Below are 18,007 nucleotides of genomic sequence, written 5' to 3' on the forward strand. Positions count from 1 at the left end.
CCATGCTTCGCCGCTTCCGCGATGATGAGAGCGGGAATGCCGCGATCGAAATCCTTTTCTGCGTGCCCATCATGGTATGGGCGCTTTTGTCGACGATGGTGTATTTTGACGCCTATCACGACGAAGCCATCAGCACCCGCGCCGGTTTGACCATCGCGGACATGGTCAGCCGCGAGGACGCGCCGATCACCCCCAGTTATCTGAACGCAACGCGTCAGTTGCTGCGCAGCTTGACGGAAACAGAAAACAACCCGGATTTCCGGATCACCGTTTTTGAATATCGCGAACCACAGGACGATTACCGCGTCGTTTGGTCCCGTAACCGCGGCTGGGGCCAGAACTACAACGACGCGCGTCTGGCTTTGGTCAAGGACCGGTTGCCCATGATGGCCGATGCGACCAATGCGATCCTTGTCGAGACACGGACAACATATAACGCGCCATTCTCAGTCACGGTCGCGCCATTCATGGTGCAGAACCTCGAAGGGGTAGAGTTCAACTCTTTCACCGTGATCAGCCCGCGCTTTGCAAGCAGTATTTGTTGGCAGCAATCCGACGATTCAGAACCGGACTGTAATCTCAGCGATTTGTAAGACGCAGGGCGATCTGTTCGGCCATGAACTTGGATTGGCCTGCAGACGTGACCCCGCCAACACCAACGCGGCGTCCAACACGCCACCAAAGCCCCGGCGCCCAGCCCCGGGGCTTTTTTGTGTTCAGGACAAGGGTAAATCCATTTGATGGCTTGAAAGCAAACGCGCCTCTGTCGACACCTTTTACCTCATCCATCGTCGCCAGGACGAGGCCGGTGCTGTCGCGAATGTCAGTTTCGGTCAGCAATATCTCTGTCATTGTGGCGCGCCGCATCCGCTCGGCCACCCAAAGCACAAGAATCCCAAACCCGATCATGAAGATGGCCCAGATTACGGATGGCGGCTGCACCAGGGGCAGATAGATCAGCAAGGCACCCAGTGACAGCAGCAACGCATAGGCAATCAATCTGCGCCCGGCAGATGCGCCGACACGCGCATAGACCCCATCCTGATCCGGTTCAAACATCCCTGCCCTCTTTCCAATTTTATTCTGGTATGGCCGAGACGGACTTCCTGACCAGATCCCAGTACATTGCCTCGACCTCGTCCATCGCCAACAACCCGCCCTCGCGATACCAATGGCTGAGCCCGGTCAGCATGGCAATAAGCGCGCGGGTCGTAACGCGCGTGTCGTCAACGACAAACACCCCCTCGGCGACACCGGCCTGCAAAATTTCGGCCAGGGCGGTCTCATACTCGCGCCGCAAGCCCTCGATCGCATGAAAGTTCTCTTCCGACAGGTTGCGCAACTCCATATAGGACACAAAGACAGCGTCCGGACGGGGCAGGTGAAACCGGATGTGAAAACGGGTAAAGCCTTCCAGTCTCTGCAGGGCTGGTCCCTGCAGATCAGCGTCGGCAAGCGCGCTGAGCACCTCTTCCATATGGACGCGCATCAGATCGAACAGCAGGCTTTGTTTGTCGGGCGTGTAATTGTAAAGCGCCCCGGCCTGTACACCAACTTCGGCGGCGATCTGGCGCATCGAAACGGCCGCGTACCCGTGCTGGGCGATCAACCGCAATGCCGCATCCAGCACCTTCGGGCCGGTGATATCAGAATGAGAGCCTTGCTTGCGCGCCATATGCGCCATCTAACTGAACAAATGTTCATTTGCAAAGACCCGTTTTCGGGGTGTTGGTCTTTCTTGGGCAGTCAGTTAGGAATTTGGTATGCGCTACGTCATCATCCTGTTATTCGGTTTTGCGGCATGCACCAATGCGCCGGTGCTGGATGACGCAATTTCCGACGCGGCCCGCGCAGCCCCCTACCCTGCATTGAAACCTTTGCCACCACTTTTGGCGGGCAAACCCAGCACAATTGCAGACGATCCACTCACTGCCCGGATTGCCGCATTAAACGCCCGCGCCGCACGTTTGCGCGCGGCAGAGATCGGCGCGTTGCAGTGACCGGTTCTATTCGCTAGTACGCAGGTGAAACGCATCACAGTAACGGAATCTGCCCCATGACCGAACCACTGCGCCTTGGAATTGCCGGGCTTGGCACTGTTGGTGTGGGCATTGTGCGGATCATCCAAAAGCATGCGGCCCTGCTGGAACAACGCGCCGGGCGCCCGGTTGTGATCACCGGTGTTTCGGCCCGTACCAAAACAAAGAACCGCGATGTGGATTTGTCCGACTACGCATGGGAAGACGACCCGGTCACGCTGGCCCAACGCCCCGATATTGATGTTTTTGTCGAGGTCATGGGGGGATCGGAAGGGCCCGCAAAAGATGCAACCGAGGCCGCGATTGCTGCGGGCAAGGATGTGGTCAGCGCCAACAAGGCCTTGCTGGCCATTCACGGACAAGCCCTTGCCGAAAGCGCCGAGGCCGCAGGCCGCGTGATCCGGTTCGAGGCCGCCGTTGCGGGCGGTATCCCGGTCGTCAAAGCCCTGACAGAAGGGTTGGCCGGCAATGACATCACCCGAATCATGGGTGTGATGAATGGCAGCTGCAATTACATCCTGACCCGGATGGAAGATGCCGGACTAAGCTATGATGCGGTGTTCGAAGAAGCCAATCAGCTTGGCTATCTGGAAGCCGATCCCGAACTTGACGTTGGCGGGATTGATGCTGGACACAAGCTGGCGCTGCTGTCCTCCATCGCGTTCGGCACGCAGGTCGATTTTGACGCGGTCGAACTTGAAGGCATCGGCGCTGTCAGTATCGACGACATTCGACATGCCGCCGATATGGGGTTCAAGATCAAACTGCTGGGTGTCGCGCAACTGACCGGGCGCGGACTAGAACAACGGATGTCACCCTGCCTTGTGCCGGACAGCTCGCCGCTGGGCCAGCTTCAAGGGGGCACCAATATGGTTGTGCTGGAAGGCGACGCCGCCAGCCAGATTGTTCTGCGCGGCCCAGGCGCGGGCGAAGGCCCGACCGCAAGTGCGATCATGGGTGATGTGATGGATATCGCACGTGGCCTGCGCATTTCCACATTCGGGCAGCCTGCCACAGGTCTGCGCAAGGCGCGGGCCGCGCGGGCCGCTGTCCCTGCGCCGTACTATTTGCGGATGAAGCTGCTCGATAAACCCGGCGCCCTTGCCAAAATCGCGCATGCCCTTGGCGAGGCTGGCATATCAATCGACCGGATGCGCCAATACGAGCATGGCGATGCATCCGCACCGGTTCTGATCGTGACACATAAAACGACACGCACCGCCCTGGACGAAGCACTTGCCGCCTTCCCGGCAACAGGCGTGGTGGACAGCACCCCTGTTGCCATCCGGATCGAGGCGGTGTGACGACCCCACCTTTAGCGCAAACAGTCTTGTTGCAACCCGGCAGGTCGGTTTAGCTAGAACACTATATATTAAAGGATCATTTTTATGCCCAAAGCTGCCGACTTCAATGACCGCACCCTATCGCTGGGCCTTGCCCGCGTTTCAGAGGCGGCCGCCATCGCATGCACGCCCCTAATTGGGCGGGGCGATGAAAAAGCTGCCGATCAGGCCGCCGTCGATGCGATGCGCACACAGCTGAACAAGCTCGACATTGCCGGCGTTGTTGTGATCGGCGAAGGGGAACGGGATGAAGCCCCGATGCTGTTCATCGGCGAAGAGGTCGGGACCGGCAACGGGCCGGGCGTTGATATCGCTCTTGATCCGCTGGAAGGGACCACCCTGACCGCAAAGGACATGCCCAATGCGTTGGCGGTGATTGCGATGGGGCCCCGCGGGTCCATGTTGCATGCGCCTGATGTCTATATGGAAAAGCTGGCCATTGGGCCGGGATTTCGCCCCGGCGTCGTAACGCTTGATATGTCCCCGGCGGAACGTGTGTCTGCACTGGCGGCGGCCAAGGGATGCTCGACCAATGACATCACGGTTTGCGTGCTTGAACGCCCCCGTCACGAAGACATGATCGCCGAGTTGCGCGGCACCGGGGCGGCCATCCGGCTGATCACCGATGGTGATGTGGCCGGTGTCATGCACACGGCAGAGCCTGCCCAGACCGGTATCGACATGTATATGGGTTCCGGCGGCGCCCCCGAGGGCGTGCTGGCCGCTGCCGCGCTGAAATGCATGGGCGGACAGATCTTTGGCCGGTTGCTGTTCCGCAACGACGACGAACGGGGCCGCGCCACGAAGGCTGGGATCACGAATTTCGACCGGGTCTATACCCGCGACGACATGGTGACAGGCGACGTGATCTTTGCGGCAACGGGGGTCACTGACGGCTCACTTGTCCCGGGGATCAAACGCGAGGTGGGTTTTGTGACCGCCGAAACCATCCTGATGCGGTCCAAAACCGGTTCCGTCCGGCGCATGGTCTATCGCAACCCGGTCAGCTGACCATATAATTTACATGACTTCCTGGCAGGGCGTGGCAATGGCTGCGCCCTTGCTATATTGTGGGATCCTATGACAGTGACACAAGATAGCGGCTTTCTGGGCGTCAAATCCTCTCTGACAGGGCGGCGCTGGATCGGTCCCACCGGTGAAGAAGACCGCCTGGCCGAGGCAATGGCGCAGCAAACCGGCCGGCCCGGCCCATTATGCAGGCTTTTGGTGCGCCGCGGTGTCAACGCACAGGAGGCCGATGCGTTTCTGGCCCCAACCCTGCGGGCGCTGATGCCTGATCCGCGCACGCTGCGCGATATGGAAGCCGCCGCCGCCCGATTTCTGCACGCAGTCGGTAATGGGCAGCGCATTGCGATCTTTGCCGATTATGACGTGGATGGTGGTACGTCGGCGGCGTTGCTGATCACCTGGCTTCGGGCCCTGAACCTGACAGCAACACTTTACGTGCCGGACCGCATCGACGAAGGGTATGGCCCGAATGACGCGGCCATGGCCGGGCTTGCGGCGGACCATGACCTGATTGTCTGCGTTGATTGTGGCACCCTCTCCCACGGACCCATTGCAGCGGCGCAGGGGGCGGATGTCATCGTCCTTGACCACCATCTTGGCGCCGAGACATTGCCCGCCGCATTGGCTGTCGTGAACCCAAACCGGCAGGATGAAAGCGGGGATTTGGGGCATTTATGTGCGGCTGCAGTCGTTTTCCTGATGCTGGTCGAGGCAAACCGGCAAATGCGGGCGGCCGGGCAAACTGGCCCCGATCTTATGGGGCTTCTGGACCTTGTCGCGCTTGCAACGGTTGCCGATGTCGCACCGCTGACGGGGGTCAACAGGGCTTTTGTCCGGCAGGGGCTCAAGGTGATGGCCCGCAGAGATCGGATTGGCCTGACGGCACTGGCTGACATTGCCGGGTTGGATCAGGCCCCCACAAGTTACCATCTGGGGTTTCTACTCGGGCCGCGTGTGAATGCAGGCGGGCGGATCGGCGCCGCCGACCTCGGCGCCCGCCTCCTTGCGACCGCAGATAGACACGAGGCCGACGGGCTGGCGGCGCGGCTTGATGCACTTAACAGCGAAAGACGCGAAATCGAAACGCAGGTCCGCGACGCCGCACTTGAACAGGCCACGGCGCGGGGATTGGACGGCCCCTTGGTCTGGGCAGCGGGTGAAGGATGGCATCCGGGCGTGGTCGGTATCGTCGCGGCCCGCCTGAAAGAGGCGACCAACCGGCCTGCCATTGTCATCGGGCTTGATGGCGATCTGGGCAAAGGGTCCGGCCGCTCTGTCGCCGGTATTGATCTGGGTGCAGCCATTCAGCGGTTGTCCAATGATGGGGCGTTGATCAAGGGGGGCGGTCACAAGATGGCCGCCGGCCTGACCCTGCATCGCGACCAGCTTGAACCGGCGATGGAGCGCTTGGGCGCGCTTTTGGCCAAGCAGGGGGCAGGCGATATCGGGCCCGCCGATCTGCGGGTCGACAGCGTGCTGATGCCGGGGGCTGCCAGCCTTGATCTGATCGCGCAGATCGAACAGGCTGGCCCTTTCGGGGCAGGCGCACCGGCCCCCCGTTTTGCCTTCCCCGATTGCCAGATTCACTTTGCAAAACAGGTCGGTGCCAATCACCTGAAAATCAGCTTTGGCGACGGGCTGGGCGGGCGCATTGACGCAATCAGCTTTGGCGCAATGGATGGCCCCCTTGGCCCCGCACTAATCCAGCATAATGGCAGCCGGTTCCATCTGGCAGGACGGTTGGAGGTCAACAGCTGGCAAGGCCGCCAATCTGTTCAGCTGCGGCTGGAGGATGCGGCCCCGGCCCACTAGACGGACCCAAAAAAACCGCAAAAACCCTCTTGCGCGCTGCCCGCGCTTTCCCTAAAAGCAGCGCACCAAGTGCGGTCCCTTCGTCTATCGGTTAGGACGCCAGGTTTTCAACCTGGAAAGAGGGGTTCGATTCCCCTAGGGACTGCCATTGGTGACCAGCCTCCCGAACGCTTTAACCAGTGGCTTTCCAAGCCATTGCCCGCGCTTTGGCTTTTCCGGGTCCTTGACCCACTACGATTTCTCCAAAAAACCAAGAAGATGCTGCTCGTTCACCTTCAGCCCGTGTCGGTCTGCGGGTGTGACGCGCGGTGCGTCATCGCCGGCCAACGCAATGACCGCCGGGTGAATGTAGCTATTGCGCGCAATCGCAGGCGTATTGTGCAGAACCTCGGCGGCCGCGGTGGCCATGTCCTTGATAGAGGCGCCGCCCTGTGCGGCGACCTCAAAGGCCGCGCATGTCCCTGCCCATGTCCGGAACGTTTTGGCCGTGATGCCCGCCTGCCCTGCCGCGTCCGCGATATAGGCGTTCAGCGCCTCTGAACTGAGCGATTGCGGTGCGCCACCCGCATCCACCCATGTCAAAAGGTTGGCACCCGGTAGATCGCTGATCTTGTCCAGGATGCGCGCAAGCTTGGCATCGGTGATCGTTGTCCGCACCTTTTGGCCGCCCTTCGCGCGATAGTTCAGCGCGATATCTTTCCCCGAGAGCGCAATTTGCCGGTTGCGCAAGGTCAGCGCGCCATAGCTGTTGTTTTCTTCCACATATTGCGGACTGCCCACGCGCAGTGCCGTACGGTCAATCAATGTCACCGCCGCCGCGAGCGCAAATTCCCTTTCGCCCGCGTCCTCTTGCAGGTCTGTCTGAACCCGCCGTCTGATGCGTGGCAGGGCATGCCCAAAGGCCGGCAGATCGTCAAACTTCGATTGCGCCCGAAAGGCCGTCCAGTCCGGATGATACACATACTGCTTGCGCCCGCGTTCATCGCGCCCGGTTGCCAAGAGATGGCCGTTCTCAACAGGGCACATCCAGACACTTTCATAAGCCGGCGGGACGGCAAGGGCCGCAAGACGCTGCCTGACGGTGCGATCAGTGATCAACCGACCATCCGTATCAAGATATGAAAACCCCCTGCCCCGGCGTTTGCGGGCAAAGCCGGGCTTTGTGTCAGGGAAATAGATCAGACCGGCGGGCTTCACCTTTTGCGGACTTCCGACGCAAGTTTCAGCACCTTGGTGCCGTCGTCCTGCTTGATCTCCAAAGCCGGGTCCTCATCCGACCCGTTGCGCGTCACTTCGGTCCCCTTGATGGTGCGCGTGATGGATTTGGTGTGAGTACCGGCAACCTGACCTTCCGCTGTTCCCTGTCCCCAGTCCCATTCAACTTTATCGCCTTCTTGAAAGCTCATTTGTCTCTCCTTTTGTGCGCTGACAAACGTTTGGGGGCGGTGTTTCGTTCCTCAACGCTTGCCGGTCAGTCGAGCAATCTCTTCTTTGACGCAGGCTCTTTCCGCCGGTTTGGCAGTGTCCACCAAGTTTTTGAGCAACTTATGCGCATGATCCAGCACCAGCGCATCCGGCTGAATATATTGTCGGCACAGTGGAAAGGTCGCGGCAAAGAGGCGCTCGAAGGTCAGATGCTTGAATAAGACCCGCGCTTGCCCCGGTTCCTGCAGCCCGTCCTTGTACTGGCTCGCAACAGTCAGTGCGGCGGCCATACGGTTCAGACAATCCATGGCCGTGTACGGATCATTGACCCCGGGGGATAAGGCGCGCGCAACCATTTCAACCAATTGTTCTGCCAGAAAAGTCGGATTTTGATTTTCGGTCCGGCTGATCCCAACTGCAAAGCACCCCCGCACAGCATCCAGATCATCGCTGCCTGGTTCATCCTTGGCCCAGATGTGGAACACCGCCGTGTCGGTTGTCAAAAAATCCCCAATCGACGCCTCCAGTGCGATGACCCAGTCACGCTGATCTGCCAATTTTGACAGTTGGGTGAAATTGACGGTCTGAATATAGCCCGATCCCATGGGCCGGATAATTGCATCAGGTGCGCGATCTGGTTGTGTTCCGCCGTTGCCATCGCAGGCGGCACTGTCGCGGTCATCAATCAGGTCACGGATTTGTTGTTCCAGCGACGCGCCGATATTTGCCGAGATACGCGATACATTGATCGTCTCCGGCACGTGGTGAATGAAGTAGATCAACGTGAACACGCACAAAAGCGCCAGCAACAACGCGACGATCAGCGAATATTGCGGCACGTATTCAGCGACCCCACCATCAATACCGTCCTGCACCGTGCGCAGGACAACCAACGCGTAGACAAAGGTGGCGATGAGGATCCCAAGGCTCCACTGATTGCCACGGTCCCGCATGAAGTTCCCGATCAATCGTGGCCCAAAGTTGCCCGATGCAAAGGACACGGCGACAAGGGTCATGGAAAACATCACGCCAGTCACCCCAATGATGGATTGGGCAATCACCGCGAGGGTCGAGCGCGCACCGTCGGCTTGCGTGTCGATGAAGGTTTCGGGCAATTGCCACGGCAATTGGGCCGCCGCGCGGTCGATCCAGCCCATCATGCCAGCCAGCGCCAGACCAACGAACACCAATATAGTGGGCAGAAACCAGTAACTGGCCCGCACATCCTGCAAGATTTTCAGCAAGTAGGCCCGTTTGCCCATTGATAACGACTGATGGTGCTTCAAAGCGGCCCTTTCGGTTGCAGATGTCCATCTGCGTCAGGGATTAACGCCAACGCAACCAAATAGGTTCCCCGATTTATGAAGCAGCAAGGGCCGGCGCGTGTGCTTGGCGGCGTTGGCGCTTTGTACCAGAGTTCATCGGGCTTTCGCAGCCCTTCGGAGACGTTATTGGTCCTTCTACACAGTCGATACGCATCAGCGCGCCAATATCCGGCCAGTCGCCAAGCGCCACGCTGCTTATAGCGTATCCAACCGGTCTGATTCCCCTGCGCCCAGCACATCCAGTATCTGGTCCAGTTGCCTGCGCTCATCATCCGACAGTTTGTCAAGAAAATGCGTCTGGTTGCGCTCGACCATTGGCCAGCACTTGCGCAACTTTTCCATCCCCAGCGGCGTCACGTCGATCTCGCGCCCGCGCCCGTCATGGGTACTCAGCTTGCGCGCGATCAACCCGTCATCAATCATCACCTTCAGCAGCCGCGAAACGACCGGCCGGGTGACCCCGATATGATCGGCAAGATCGGATGGTGCCGTGTGCCCTTCAAATGCGACGCCTGACAGAACGCACCATTTCAGACGGGTCAATCCATGTTCGGCCAGGCCCGATTCGAGCCGCGCCTGCATCAGTTTCGAGATACGACTCATCCGAAAACCGAGCCTCTCGCGGAGTTGGTAATCCTTGGGCATATCGTCAAATTCTTCCTTCATCCTTGGAGCTTAGCAAGAATTTACACCCTGTGACACGGCGCAAATTCGCAACATGCTTGACTTTTAATTAGCATCTATAACTATATACATAATCAATTATATAGGGAGTCAATCATGTTCACCAGAATTCTCGCATGTTCCGCCTTCGCGGCATTTGCCGCCCCGGCAGCCGCAGACACGTTATCGCTTGCGTATTTCATGGGGCCCAATCACCCGATGAACGCAGCCTTCTTCACCCCGATGGGCGACATGATTGCGGAAAAGACCGAAGGCGCGCTGACCGTTCAGCAATTCCCGGGCGGTGCGCTGAACCAAAGCCCGCCTGCGCAATATTCGCTGCTGTTGGATGGTGTTGCGGATATGGCATTCATGCTGCCCAGCTTTACAAACACGCTCTTTCCCAAAACCGCCGTGATCGGCCTGCCGAATATCTGTTCTGACGCGGTCGATTGCACAAATGCCATCACCCGCGCACGTGCCGAACTGGAAACTGAATATAACGCCAAGATTATCGGGCTCTGGGCCAATTCGCCGCCCGTCCTGATCACCAGGGACAAAGCAGTGCGCGAAGTTGCAGACCTGCAAGGCATGACCATTCGCGTGGCTGACCCGACGAATATTCCCTTTATCGAGGCGCTTGGCGCGTCCCCTGTTGCGATGCCGGTCAGCGAAATCAACCAGGCGCTGGCCAACGGCGTGGTCGATGGGGTCATGATTGATCCTGCAGGGATCGGGTCATTCAAACTGAATGATGTGGGCAAATACATCACCACAGATATCCCCGGCGGTGCTGCATCCTTTGCGGTGGCCATGTCGCAGTCGGTCTATGCCGGGCTGAACGACGCTGATCGCGCGGCGATTGATGCGGTTGCCAGCTCTGATCTGTCGGCACAGGCAGGCGCGACCTATGCAAAGATCTCGGATATGGGGATCGCCTTGGCACAGGAAAGCGGCCTGGAAATCATAGACCTCGGGGACGATGAGCGGGCCAAGATGCAGTCTGCAATCGACGCGGTCATGCCGGACATCCTGAGCGCCCCTGCGGGTGACAAGACCGCCGGTGAAATCCTGTCGCTGATGACAGGGCAGTAGACATGAGCGCGCCAGCAACACCGCCGCGCCCGCACGCACAGCGTCTGCTTGATCAATTTGGACATCTGTTCGTACTGGTCGGCGCGATTGGCATTCTGGTCCTGCTGGCGCTGACGGCGATCGGGGTATTCTGGCGCTACGTCCTGAATGACCCGATCTTTGGGCTGCAGGACCTGGTGTCGATGACATCGGCGGTGGTTGTTGCGTGCGCGGTTGCCTATGGCGCAATCAGCAACACCCATATCACCGTCAATATCATGCCCGCCCATTTCGGCAGGCCCGTCCGGCGCGTGACTGATGTCGTGGCGCGCGGCATCGGTGTGACGGTTTTGGGCCTGTCCGCATTTGCGTTGGTCAAGAAAGCCGGTTGCGGGCTGGCCTGCGGCCAGATCACCGGCAACCTGAACATTGCGCATGGGCCATTCTACCTCACGCTCGCGGCAGCCATGGGGTTCTTTGCGCTCTATCAGCTCGTGCAGCTTTGGGCCGGTCTGATGCACTGGCGCGACGAAGATCCAAACGAGGCTATTTCCTGATGGATATGACAACACTCGCCATTGCAGGCTTTGTGATCCTGCTTCTGCTTTTGTACATTCGCACGCCGGTGGGGATCGCGATGCTGGCCGTCGGGGCGGCCGGGATCTGGTGGATCAGACCGCCGGCAGCCCTGCCCAAACTGGCCAGCGAAATCTTCAACGAAGCCACCAGTGTCCCGCTGACCATCATCCCGCTCTTCGTGCTGATGGGAAACCTCGCCGGTGTCGCAGGGCTCAGCCGGGATCTTTATACGGCGGCTCATAATTGGCTGAGTAATTTCAAGGGTGGTCTGGCCTCTGCAGCGGTGGTGGGCTGTGCGGGATTTTCCGCACTGTCCGGATCATCACTGGCCTCTGCCATGACGATGGGGCGGGTATCGCTGCCGGAAATGCGGCGCTTTGGCTATCATGACGGGTTGGCAACCGGATCCATTGCGGCTGGCGGGACATTAGGTATTCTGATCCCGCCCTCTGCCGGATTTGTGGTCTACGCCATCCTGACCGAGGAAAGCATCGGGCGGCTCTTTATGGCCGGGGTCATTCCGGGCCTGATGCTGACCCTGTTCTTCATCATCGCGATCTGGATCGTTGTCTGGCTGGACCCGACAAAGGCCCCATCCGTGTCAGCAGATGTATCGCGGGCCGAAAAGTGGCACTCATTGGCGCGCGCCAGCGTCATGATCGGGATCATCGCTGTCACAGTTGGCGGTATCTATGCAGGTGTTTTCTCGGCAACCGAGGCTGCGGGCATCGGCGCATTGCTGACCCTTGTCGTCACGATCCTGCGGGGCAAGCTGACATGGGAGAACGCCAAACAGGTGTTCCAATCCACCTTGCGGGCGACAGGCTCGGTCTATCTGATCCTGTTTGGCGCCTTTGTTTTCAAGACTTTCGTCGGCTTCACAGCGGTCACCTACAGCCTGTCGGCATGGGTGGATGCGCAAGGGTTTACCGGCACGCAGGTCGTCATCGCCTTTCTGATCATGTTCATCATCATGGGTATGTTTCTGGACGGGTTTGCGATGCTGGTTCTGACAATACCCGTGGTTCAACCCATTCTGGAGCCACTTGGCGTGGATTTGATCCTGTTCGGCGTGCTGGCTGTGATCGCCCTTGAAATGGGTCTGATTTCGCCACCCGTCGGGGTGAACGTATTCATTGTCAAAGGCATCGCGCCGGATGTACCCATGCAGACAATCTTTCGCGGTATCTGGCCGTTCTGGTTCGCCATGCTCGCCGCGATCCTGGCAATCCTGATGCTGCCTGATATCGCACTATTGCTGCCAAGAACCATGTTTGGATGAACAGGAGAATACAAAGATGAATATGCGTTTTTTCTCCGACAAGGATCGTCCGGTTCATATGGGGCCATACCCATCTGAACTGCTGGGACGGGCGTCAACGATGCCCGACCTGCAGACCGTCCCCCCGATGCAGCAAGTGTCGTTCAATCGGGCGAACGACCCGTTTTCCATCGTCAACGCCATGCGCGAGCATCAGGCGATGCTGGATGCAATACGGGATGGGCTGATCAACAAGGCTGTGGCCGACGCCCCGACCGATCCGCAAGAGCGGGCGGACCACCTGAAGGCGTTCGCATATTTTGCCGATGCGGCGGTTGCCGGAACATGCCTTTTACCCGACAGCGCCCTGCTGACGGCGCCGTTCCAGAACCCCGATGTTGACCGGCTGGCCCAAGATCTGCGGACCCGTCAAACCAAAACACTGGCATCCGGCATCGACCTGATCATGGCCGACCTCAAGGAATCCATGGAGGCACCTCCAACCGGTATCGACGCGCACACGCATGCGATGGTGCTTCTTTACGAAAATCCGCGTGATCCGGACGCAGGCGAGGCCGGCACTGGCTGGATCGCAGACGCCCAGGCCCATCGGGCCGGGCTGCTGGCGGCCGAAACCGCTATTGTTCTGGCAAATTACCTGCGGCTGCTGGGATATGACGCGCGGGGGCATACTGTCTCAAGCACTGATGTTGACCTTGGCAAGCTGGCGGTTGCCGCTGGTCTGGCCACGGTCGAGGATGGGGCGCTGACGCATCCCTATATCGGGCAGCGTTTCGGCCTCGCCGCGATCACGACGAATTTTGCGCTGGCACCCGATCAGCCACTGGCCCCGAAGGCGGCACAGCCGCGCAGCGCCTTTGGCATCGCATGGAAATTCGGCAAGGGGTTCGCTAAGAATGCGATGAACGCTGTCCCATTTGCCAAGCGGCGATTTGTCGACGGGGCGCATCCGTTTGAAACCCTCAAACGGGTCGATGATCCCACCACTTATATTGACGAGGCGCGTGTCGCCCGGGTTCCCAAACGGGCCGACATGTTCGCCCGCGCGCAATTCGGCGATATGGGCAAACATGTTCAGGAGGGTGCCAAGAACGGCCACTATGTCCGGCAGGCGGCGCCCTCAATGGCACAGCGGCGCGCACTTGGCGCATTTGTCCTGCTGCAGGATGGCGAATCTGCGCCCGATAAAGTCACGCTTGATCCCAAAGATGCCGCGGAACTCGTAAAAGCCACGACCTATTTTCTGGGCGTGGATGCGGTGGGAATTTCGCGCTGTCCCGACTGGACCTGGTACAGCCATGACGCGCGGGGCGAGGTCATTGACCCGCCGCATGATCAGGCAATCAGCATGATCATCGACCAGGGTTATGAAACCATGGAAGGCTCTTCCGGCGATGACTGGATCGCGGTTGCCCAGTCCATGCGCGCCTATTTGCGTTTCTCGCTTCTAGGCGGGGTGATTGCCAAGCAAATCCGCAATCTTGGCTACAAGGCCAAGGCGCATAGCGTGATGGATGGCGAGGTGCTGCAACCGCCGCTGCTTTTGCTGTCCGGCATGGGCGAGGTCAGCCGTATTGGCGAGGTCATCCTGAACCCGTTTCTGGGCCCGCGCCTGAAATCAGGGGTGGTGACCACTGACCTGCCGATGGCCCATGACAAGCCCATCGACTTTGGGCTGCAGAAATTCTGCGATGCTTGCAACAAATGCGCGCGCGAATGCCCATCGGGGGCCATCACTGCCGGCCCCAAACTGATGTTCAATGGATACGAGATCTGGAAATCCGACAGTCAGAAATGCGCCACCTACCGGATCACAACGCCCGGCGGCGCGATGTGCGGTAGATGCATGAAAACATGCCCCTGGAACCTTGAAGGTATCTTCAAGGAAAAGCCGTTTCGCTGGGCAGCGATGAATATTCCCAAAGCCGCGCCGATATTGGCCAAGCTTGACGACACCGTCGATAACGGCACCCTGAACCCGGTGAAAAAGTGGTGGTGGGACCTCGAAATTCAGGAAGATGGCGGCTATCGCCCGACCACCCAACCAGTCAATGCCCGCGCGCTGCAAAAAAGCCTTGATCTGAAATATGACGATCAGACGCTGGCGGTCTATCCGGCACCCTTGGCCCCGCATCCCTACCCCTACCCGTTCCCGATGGACCGCGAGGCAGGCATCACCGCCTATCAGACTATGGTCACCGCAGATGAATACAAACTGCGCAAGGCCGAAGGGCGGCTTGACGAGGTTGCCCATGTTTATGCGGCAGATGGCGAAAGCCCTGTGATGCAAGTGGTGATCAGCAAGGTCGAAAAGATGGCTGATGGGGTTACGAAATACGAATTTCGGGCGCTGGATGGGGGGCTGTTGCCGCCCTGGCAGGCTGGCGCGCATCTCGATATCGTGGTCGCCCCGGACTATCTGCGCCAATATTCGATGTCCGGCGATCCGGCCGACCGCAGCAAATATCAGGTTGGTGTCCTGCGCGAAGACGAAGGGCGCGGTGGTTCCAAGCTGCTACACCGGATCTTCACCGAAGGGCGGCGCATCTTTATTTCCAATCCGATCAATCACTTCCCCCTTGATCCGCAGGCGACCAAGTCGATCTTGATGGGTGGTGGCATAGGGATTACACCGATGCTGGCCATGGCGCATGAACTGCATGCGCAGGGGCGCGATTTCGAGCTGCATTATTCCGGCCGGTCCCGGGACACGATGGGTTTTCTGGATGATCTGCGGCACGTGCCATGGATCAACCAGCTTCGCCTGCATATCACCGAAGAAGATACGCGGGCGAATATGGATGCCATTCTGGGACGATATCAACCGGGTTGGCATGTCTACACCTGTGGCGCCGACCGCTATATGAGCAGCGTCATGGACGCGGCCACGCAGGCGGGTTTCCCCGAAGAGGCACGGCACCTGGAATATTTCTCGGTGCCTGAACAGCCCGACTATGAAAACCACGACTTCACGCTGAAGCTGGCCAAATCCAATCGCGAGCTTCATGTCCCCGCCGACAAGACCGCAGCAGATGTGCTGCTGGAAAACGGTGTGCATGTCGACGTCAAATGTGCGGATGGGATTTGCGGCGTGTGCAAATGCGGGTTGGTGTCAGGCGAGGTTGAACATCGGGACTTTGTGCTGTCAAATGCCCAGCGCGAAACCGGCATGATCCTGTGCCAATCCCGGGCCGCAGAGAAAGACGGCGTCGTGACGGTTGACCTTTAATGCAGCCGATATCTGTTGCGGTAGTCCCGGGGCGACATGCCATAGGTCTGCTTGAACAGCTTTGACAGGTGCTGAAAATTGGTCATGCCCCATTTGACCGCAATCTCGGAAATCGACGCTTGCAGCATGCGCGGGTCAACCAGATCATCGGCGATCGCTTCCAGCCGGGCCTGCCGGATATAGCTGGCGATGGAAATTCCTTCCTTTTCGAAGCACCGGGCAAGGTTCCGGGGCGACATGCCCATCAATTCGCCAACGAAATTGCGATCAAGCCGCATGTCCCGCAGATTTGCTCGGATCGTCGATTTTGCCCGTGATAACAACAACAACTTGGGGCGGCTCAGCTCGACCTGCCCATCGGGCAAGGTCGACAGACCAGTGGCAACCAGATCAACCATCATATCAGTCAAATGCTGCCGCACGGTCGGGGCCTGGGCACCAACTGTGCGTGCGCATTGCTGCAATTGCTGTGAAATCATGCTGCCCAACACATCCTGTCCGTCAATCCGCTGGCCGGTCAAAAGTTCGACATGCGGTACACGGGCCAGCAAGGTATCATAGGGGATCTGAAAAATCAGCTGATCGACCCGATCATCACACTTGATTTCGTAAGGTTCGGTGGTGCTGTAGATCGCAAAATCACCGGGTTGCAACAACGCGGTGCGCCCGCATTGGCTGACCTGACTGGTATGATCGCGCTGCAGGCTGACCATGAAATAGGCCTCGGCATTGCGGGCAATATCATTGCGGCGCCGGGCGATATGCTGCGGGCTTCCCCATACCTGCGAAATATCAAGCCCTGACAACCGTTCCAGCGCGATACGTCCATCAAACCGGTCACGATCAGGTGTCTCGCAATGGATCGGCAGATAGGCGTCGCAAATCACGTCTCGCCAAAAGGCGAATGCGGTCGGTCCGTCATACTTGTCCGTACTGTATTCGATCATTTCGGGTTCTCTGGAAAGGGTATGTTCTGGCCTTTGCTGCGATGTTGTTTCGATTGTAACTGACTGACCCGCGCAAAACCAGCATTTACAGCGTTTTGGCGGCTTTGTTGTCCCGAAATGACAAGTTTTTTGGCCAGCAGACAAAAGCATCAGCCTTTGGCAACGGCCATCCTACGGGACAAGAATCATAACCAACAGGAGTGTGAAACATGTCTGGACCCGGTCCCATCGGCCCCGTCGTAAAGGTTGCAGTTGTTCAAGCTGCGCCATGTCTGCTTGATCTTGATGCTGGCGTCGAAAAAGCCATCGGCCTGATCGACGAGGCAGGCAAGGCAGGCGCAAAGCTGATCAACTTTCCCGAAACATGGCTGCCCGGCTATCCATGGTGGATCTGGCTGAACCCACCCGCCATCAACATGCAATATGTGGCACCTTACGCTAAAAACGCGATGGTTGCCGGTAGTCCGCAAGATGACGCTTTGCGCGCGGCAGCGCGGCGCAACAATATTCAGGTGGTCATTGGCGTATCCGAAAAGTCCGGCGGTAGTTTGTACATGGCGCAATGGCATTATGGCCCCGAAGGCGAAGTCATTTCGCGCCGCCGCAAGCTGAAGCCGACCCATGTCGAACGCAGTGTGTTCGGCGAAGGTGACGGCAGCGACATGATCGTCAGCAAGACCGAAATCGGCAATGTCGGCGCCCTATGCTGCTGGGAAAACCTGCAGCCGCTTAGCAAATACGCGATGTTCTCGCAGGATGAAGAGATCCATTGCGCCGCCTGGCCCGCCTATAGCCTCTATGCCAAACTGTCCAAGGCGTTCAGCCCCGAGGTTAGTGTGAACGTCAATCAGGTCTACGCGGTCGAAGGGCAGTGTTTCGTTCTGGCCGCCTGTTCGACGATTGACCAGGCGATCTATGACATGCTGGTCCAGAACGACATGCACGCAAAATTCATGGAAATGGGCGGTGGCTATTCGCGCATCTTCGGCCCAAATGGCCAGTCCTTTGGCGACGTGCTGGAACCCGATCAGGAAGGCCTGCTGATCGCGGATCTTGATCTTGGATTGATTTCTCACTCCAAAACGGCAGCCGACCCCGCAGGCCATTATGCCCGGCCGGACGCGCTTGCGCTGATGCATAACAAGAATCCACGCCGTCCTGTGATCGGATTTGGTGATGCCACACGTGCACCCGAAGCCACCGAAGCCAAAGGCAGCGAGCCTGCGCCAGAGCTGCGTGCCGCAGAATAACAACAACGCC

At 58.8% G+C, this 18,007-nt stretch carries 17 protein-coding genes and 1 tRNA gene; 11 read left to right on the top strand and 7 right to left on the bottom strand.

Annotation, left to right across the window (positions count from 1 at the left end; translation table 11 throughout):
- Positions 1-2 precede the first annotated feature (2 nt).
- Positions 3-593, top strand: a complete 591-nt coding sequence (locus tag AABB31_RS07910) for a hypothetical protein (RefSeq protein WP_342078658.1) — start codon at positions 3-5, stop codon at positions 591-593.
- Here the strand turns inward: AABB31_RS07910 and AABB31_RS07915 are convergent.
- On the bottom strand, positions 580-1,059 hold the full coding sequence (locus AABB31_RS07915) for a hypothetical protein (protein ID WP_342078657.1): 480 nt from the start codon (positions 1,057-1,059) through the stop codon (positions 580-582). The two genes, AABB31_RS07910 and AABB31_RS07915, sit on opposite strands and share 14 nt — an antisense overlap.
- Before the next feature lie 19 nt (positions 1,060-1,078).
- Positions 1,079-1,675 carry a TetR/AcrR family transcriptional regulator gene (locus AABB31_RS07920; protein ID WP_342078656.1) on the bottom strand — a complete coding sequence of 199 codons (597 nt, stop codon included), beginning with the start codon at positions 1,673-1,675 and terminating at the stop codon, positions 1,079-1,081.
- 88 nt (positions 1,676-1,763) lie between these two features.
- Here AABB31_RS07920 and AABB31_RS07925 point away from each other — a divergent pair, with 88 nt between their 5' ends.
- The 5 genes from AABB31_RS07925 (at position 1,764) to AABB31_RS07945 (ending at position 6,371) form a co-directional block, all read left to right on the top strand.
- Positions 1,764-2,000 carry a hypothetical protein gene (locus AABB31_RS07925; RefSeq protein ID WP_342078655.1) on the top strand — a complete coding sequence of 79 codons (237 nt, stop codon included), beginning with the start codon at positions 1,764-1,766 and terminating at the stop codon, positions 1,998-2,000.
- A 56-nt stretch (positions 2,001-2,056) separates the two neighbouring features.
- Positions 2,057-3,343 carry a homoserine dehydrogenase gene (locus AABB31_RS07930; RefSeq protein ID WP_373635607.1) on the top strand — a complete coding sequence of 429 codons (1,287 nt, stop codon included), beginning with the start codon at positions 2,057-2,059 and terminating at the stop codon, positions 3,341-3,343.
- An 84-nt stretch (positions 3,344-3,427) separates the two neighbouring features.
- Entirely contained in the window at positions 3,428-4,393 is a 966-nt protein-coding gene (gene glpX / locus AABB31_RS07935; RefSeq protein ID WP_342078654.1) for a class II fructose-bisphosphatase, read from the top strand.
- A 69-nt stretch (positions 4,394-4,462) separates the two neighbouring features.
- The gene (gene recJ / locus AABB31_RS07940) at positions 4,463-6,223 is read left to right on the top strand and encodes a single-stranded-DNA-specific exonuclease RecJ (protein WP_342078653.1); all 1,761 of its coding nucleotides are present in this window, start codon (positions 4,463-4,465) and stop codon (positions 6,221-6,223) included.
- Positions 6,224-6,296: 73 nt separating this feature from the next.
- Positions 6,297-6,371: transfer RNA gene (locus AABB31_RS07945), tRNA-Glu, on the top strand.
- A gap of 83 nt (positions 6,372-6,454) precedes the next feature.
- Here the strand turns inward: AABB31_RS07945 and AABB31_RS07950 are convergent.
- The 4 genes from AABB31_RS07950 to AABB31_RS07965 all read right to left on the bottom strand — a co-directional run bounded on the left by AABB31_RS07950 (position 6,455) and on the right by AABB31_RS07965 (position 9,639).
- The gene (locus AABB31_RS07950) at positions 6,455-7,420 is read right to left on the bottom strand and encodes a DNA topoisomerase IB (RefSeq protein ID WP_342078652.1); all 966 of its coding nucleotides are present in this window, start codon (positions 7,418-7,420) and stop codon (positions 6,455-6,457) included.
- Complete coding sequence (locus AABB31_RS07955; RefSeq protein ID WP_342078651.1) at positions 7,417-7,629, bottom strand: DUF2945 domain-containing protein; 213 nt, start codon at positions 7,627-7,629, stop codon at positions 7,417-7,419. The genes AABB31_RS07950 and AABB31_RS07955 overlap by 4 nt, the downstream gene beginning before the upstream one ends.
- 51 nt (positions 7,630-7,680) lie before the next feature.
- Positions 7,681-8,910 (bottom strand): DUF2254 domain-containing protein, encoded by a 1,230-nt coding sequence (locus AABB31_RS07960; protein WP_342078650.1) that lies wholly within the window; start codon positions 8,908-8,910, stop codon positions 7,681-7,683.
- A gap of 258 nt (positions 8,911-9,168) precedes the next feature.
- Complete coding sequence (locus tag AABB31_RS07965) at positions 9,169-9,639, bottom strand: MarR family winged helix-turn-helix transcriptional regulator (RefSeq protein ID WP_342078649.1); 471 nt, start codon at positions 9,637-9,639, stop codon at positions 9,169-9,171.
- A 114-nt stretch (positions 9,640-9,753) separates the two neighbouring features.
- Here AABB31_RS07965 and AABB31_RS07970 point away from each other — a divergent pair, with 114 nt between their 5' ends.
- The 4 genes from AABB31_RS07970 to AABB31_RS07985 are packed head-to-tail and all read left to right on the top strand — an operon-like array spanning position 9,754 to position 15,800.
- Positions 9,754-10,731, top strand: coding sequence for a TRAP transporter substrate-binding protein (locus tag AABB31_RS07970; RefSeq protein WP_342078648.1), 978 nt, complete (start codon positions 9,754-9,756; stop codon positions 10,729-10,731).
- Between the two features lie 2 nt (positions 10,732-10,733).
- Positions 10,734-11,267: a TRAP transporter small permease gene (locus AABB31_RS07975; RefSeq protein ID WP_342078647.1), complete on the top strand. Its 534-nt coding sequence runs from the start codon at positions 10,734-10,736 to the stop codon at positions 11,265-11,267.
- Complete coding sequence (locus AABB31_RS07980; protein ID WP_342078646.1) at positions 11,267-12,571, top strand: TRAP transporter large permease; 1,305 nt, start codon at positions 11,267-11,269, stop codon at positions 12,569-12,571. Before AABB31_RS07975 ends, AABB31_RS07980 begins: the two co-directional genes overlap by 1 nt.
- 16 nt (positions 12,572-12,587) lie before the next feature.
- The gene (locus AABB31_RS07985; protein WP_373635609.1) at positions 12,588-15,800 is read left to right on the top strand and encodes a 2Fe-2S iron-sulfur cluster-binding protein; all 3,213 of its coding nucleotides are present in this window, start codon (positions 12,588-12,590) and stop codon (positions 15,798-15,800) included.
- Here AABB31_RS07985 and AABB31_RS07990 read toward each other — a convergent pair.
- The gene (locus AABB31_RS07990; protein WP_342078645.1) at positions 15,797-16,747 is read right to left on the bottom strand and encodes a helix-turn-helix domain-containing protein; all 951 of its coding nucleotides are present in this window, start codon (positions 16,745-16,747) and stop codon (positions 15,797-15,799) included. The two genes, AABB31_RS07985 and AABB31_RS07990, sit on opposite strands and share 4 nt — an antisense overlap.
- A 209-nt stretch (positions 16,748-16,956) precedes the next feature.
- On the opposite strand from AABB31_RS07990, the gene AABB31_RS07995 reads away from it, so the two are divergent.
- Positions 16,957-17,997: a carbon-nitrogen hydrolase family protein gene (locus AABB31_RS07995; RefSeq protein WP_342078644.1), complete on the top strand. Its 1,041-nt coding sequence runs from the start codon at positions 16,957-16,959 to the stop codon at positions 17,995-17,997.
- The last annotated feature ends 10 nt before the right edge of the window (positions 17,998-18,007 follow it).

Origin of the sequence: Yoonia sp. SS1-5 (assembly GCF_038443705.2) — a bacterium.
Taxonomy (GTDB): Bacteria; Pseudomonadota; Alphaproteobacteria; order Rhodobacterales; family Rhodobacteraceae; genus Yoonia; species Yoonia rhodophyticola.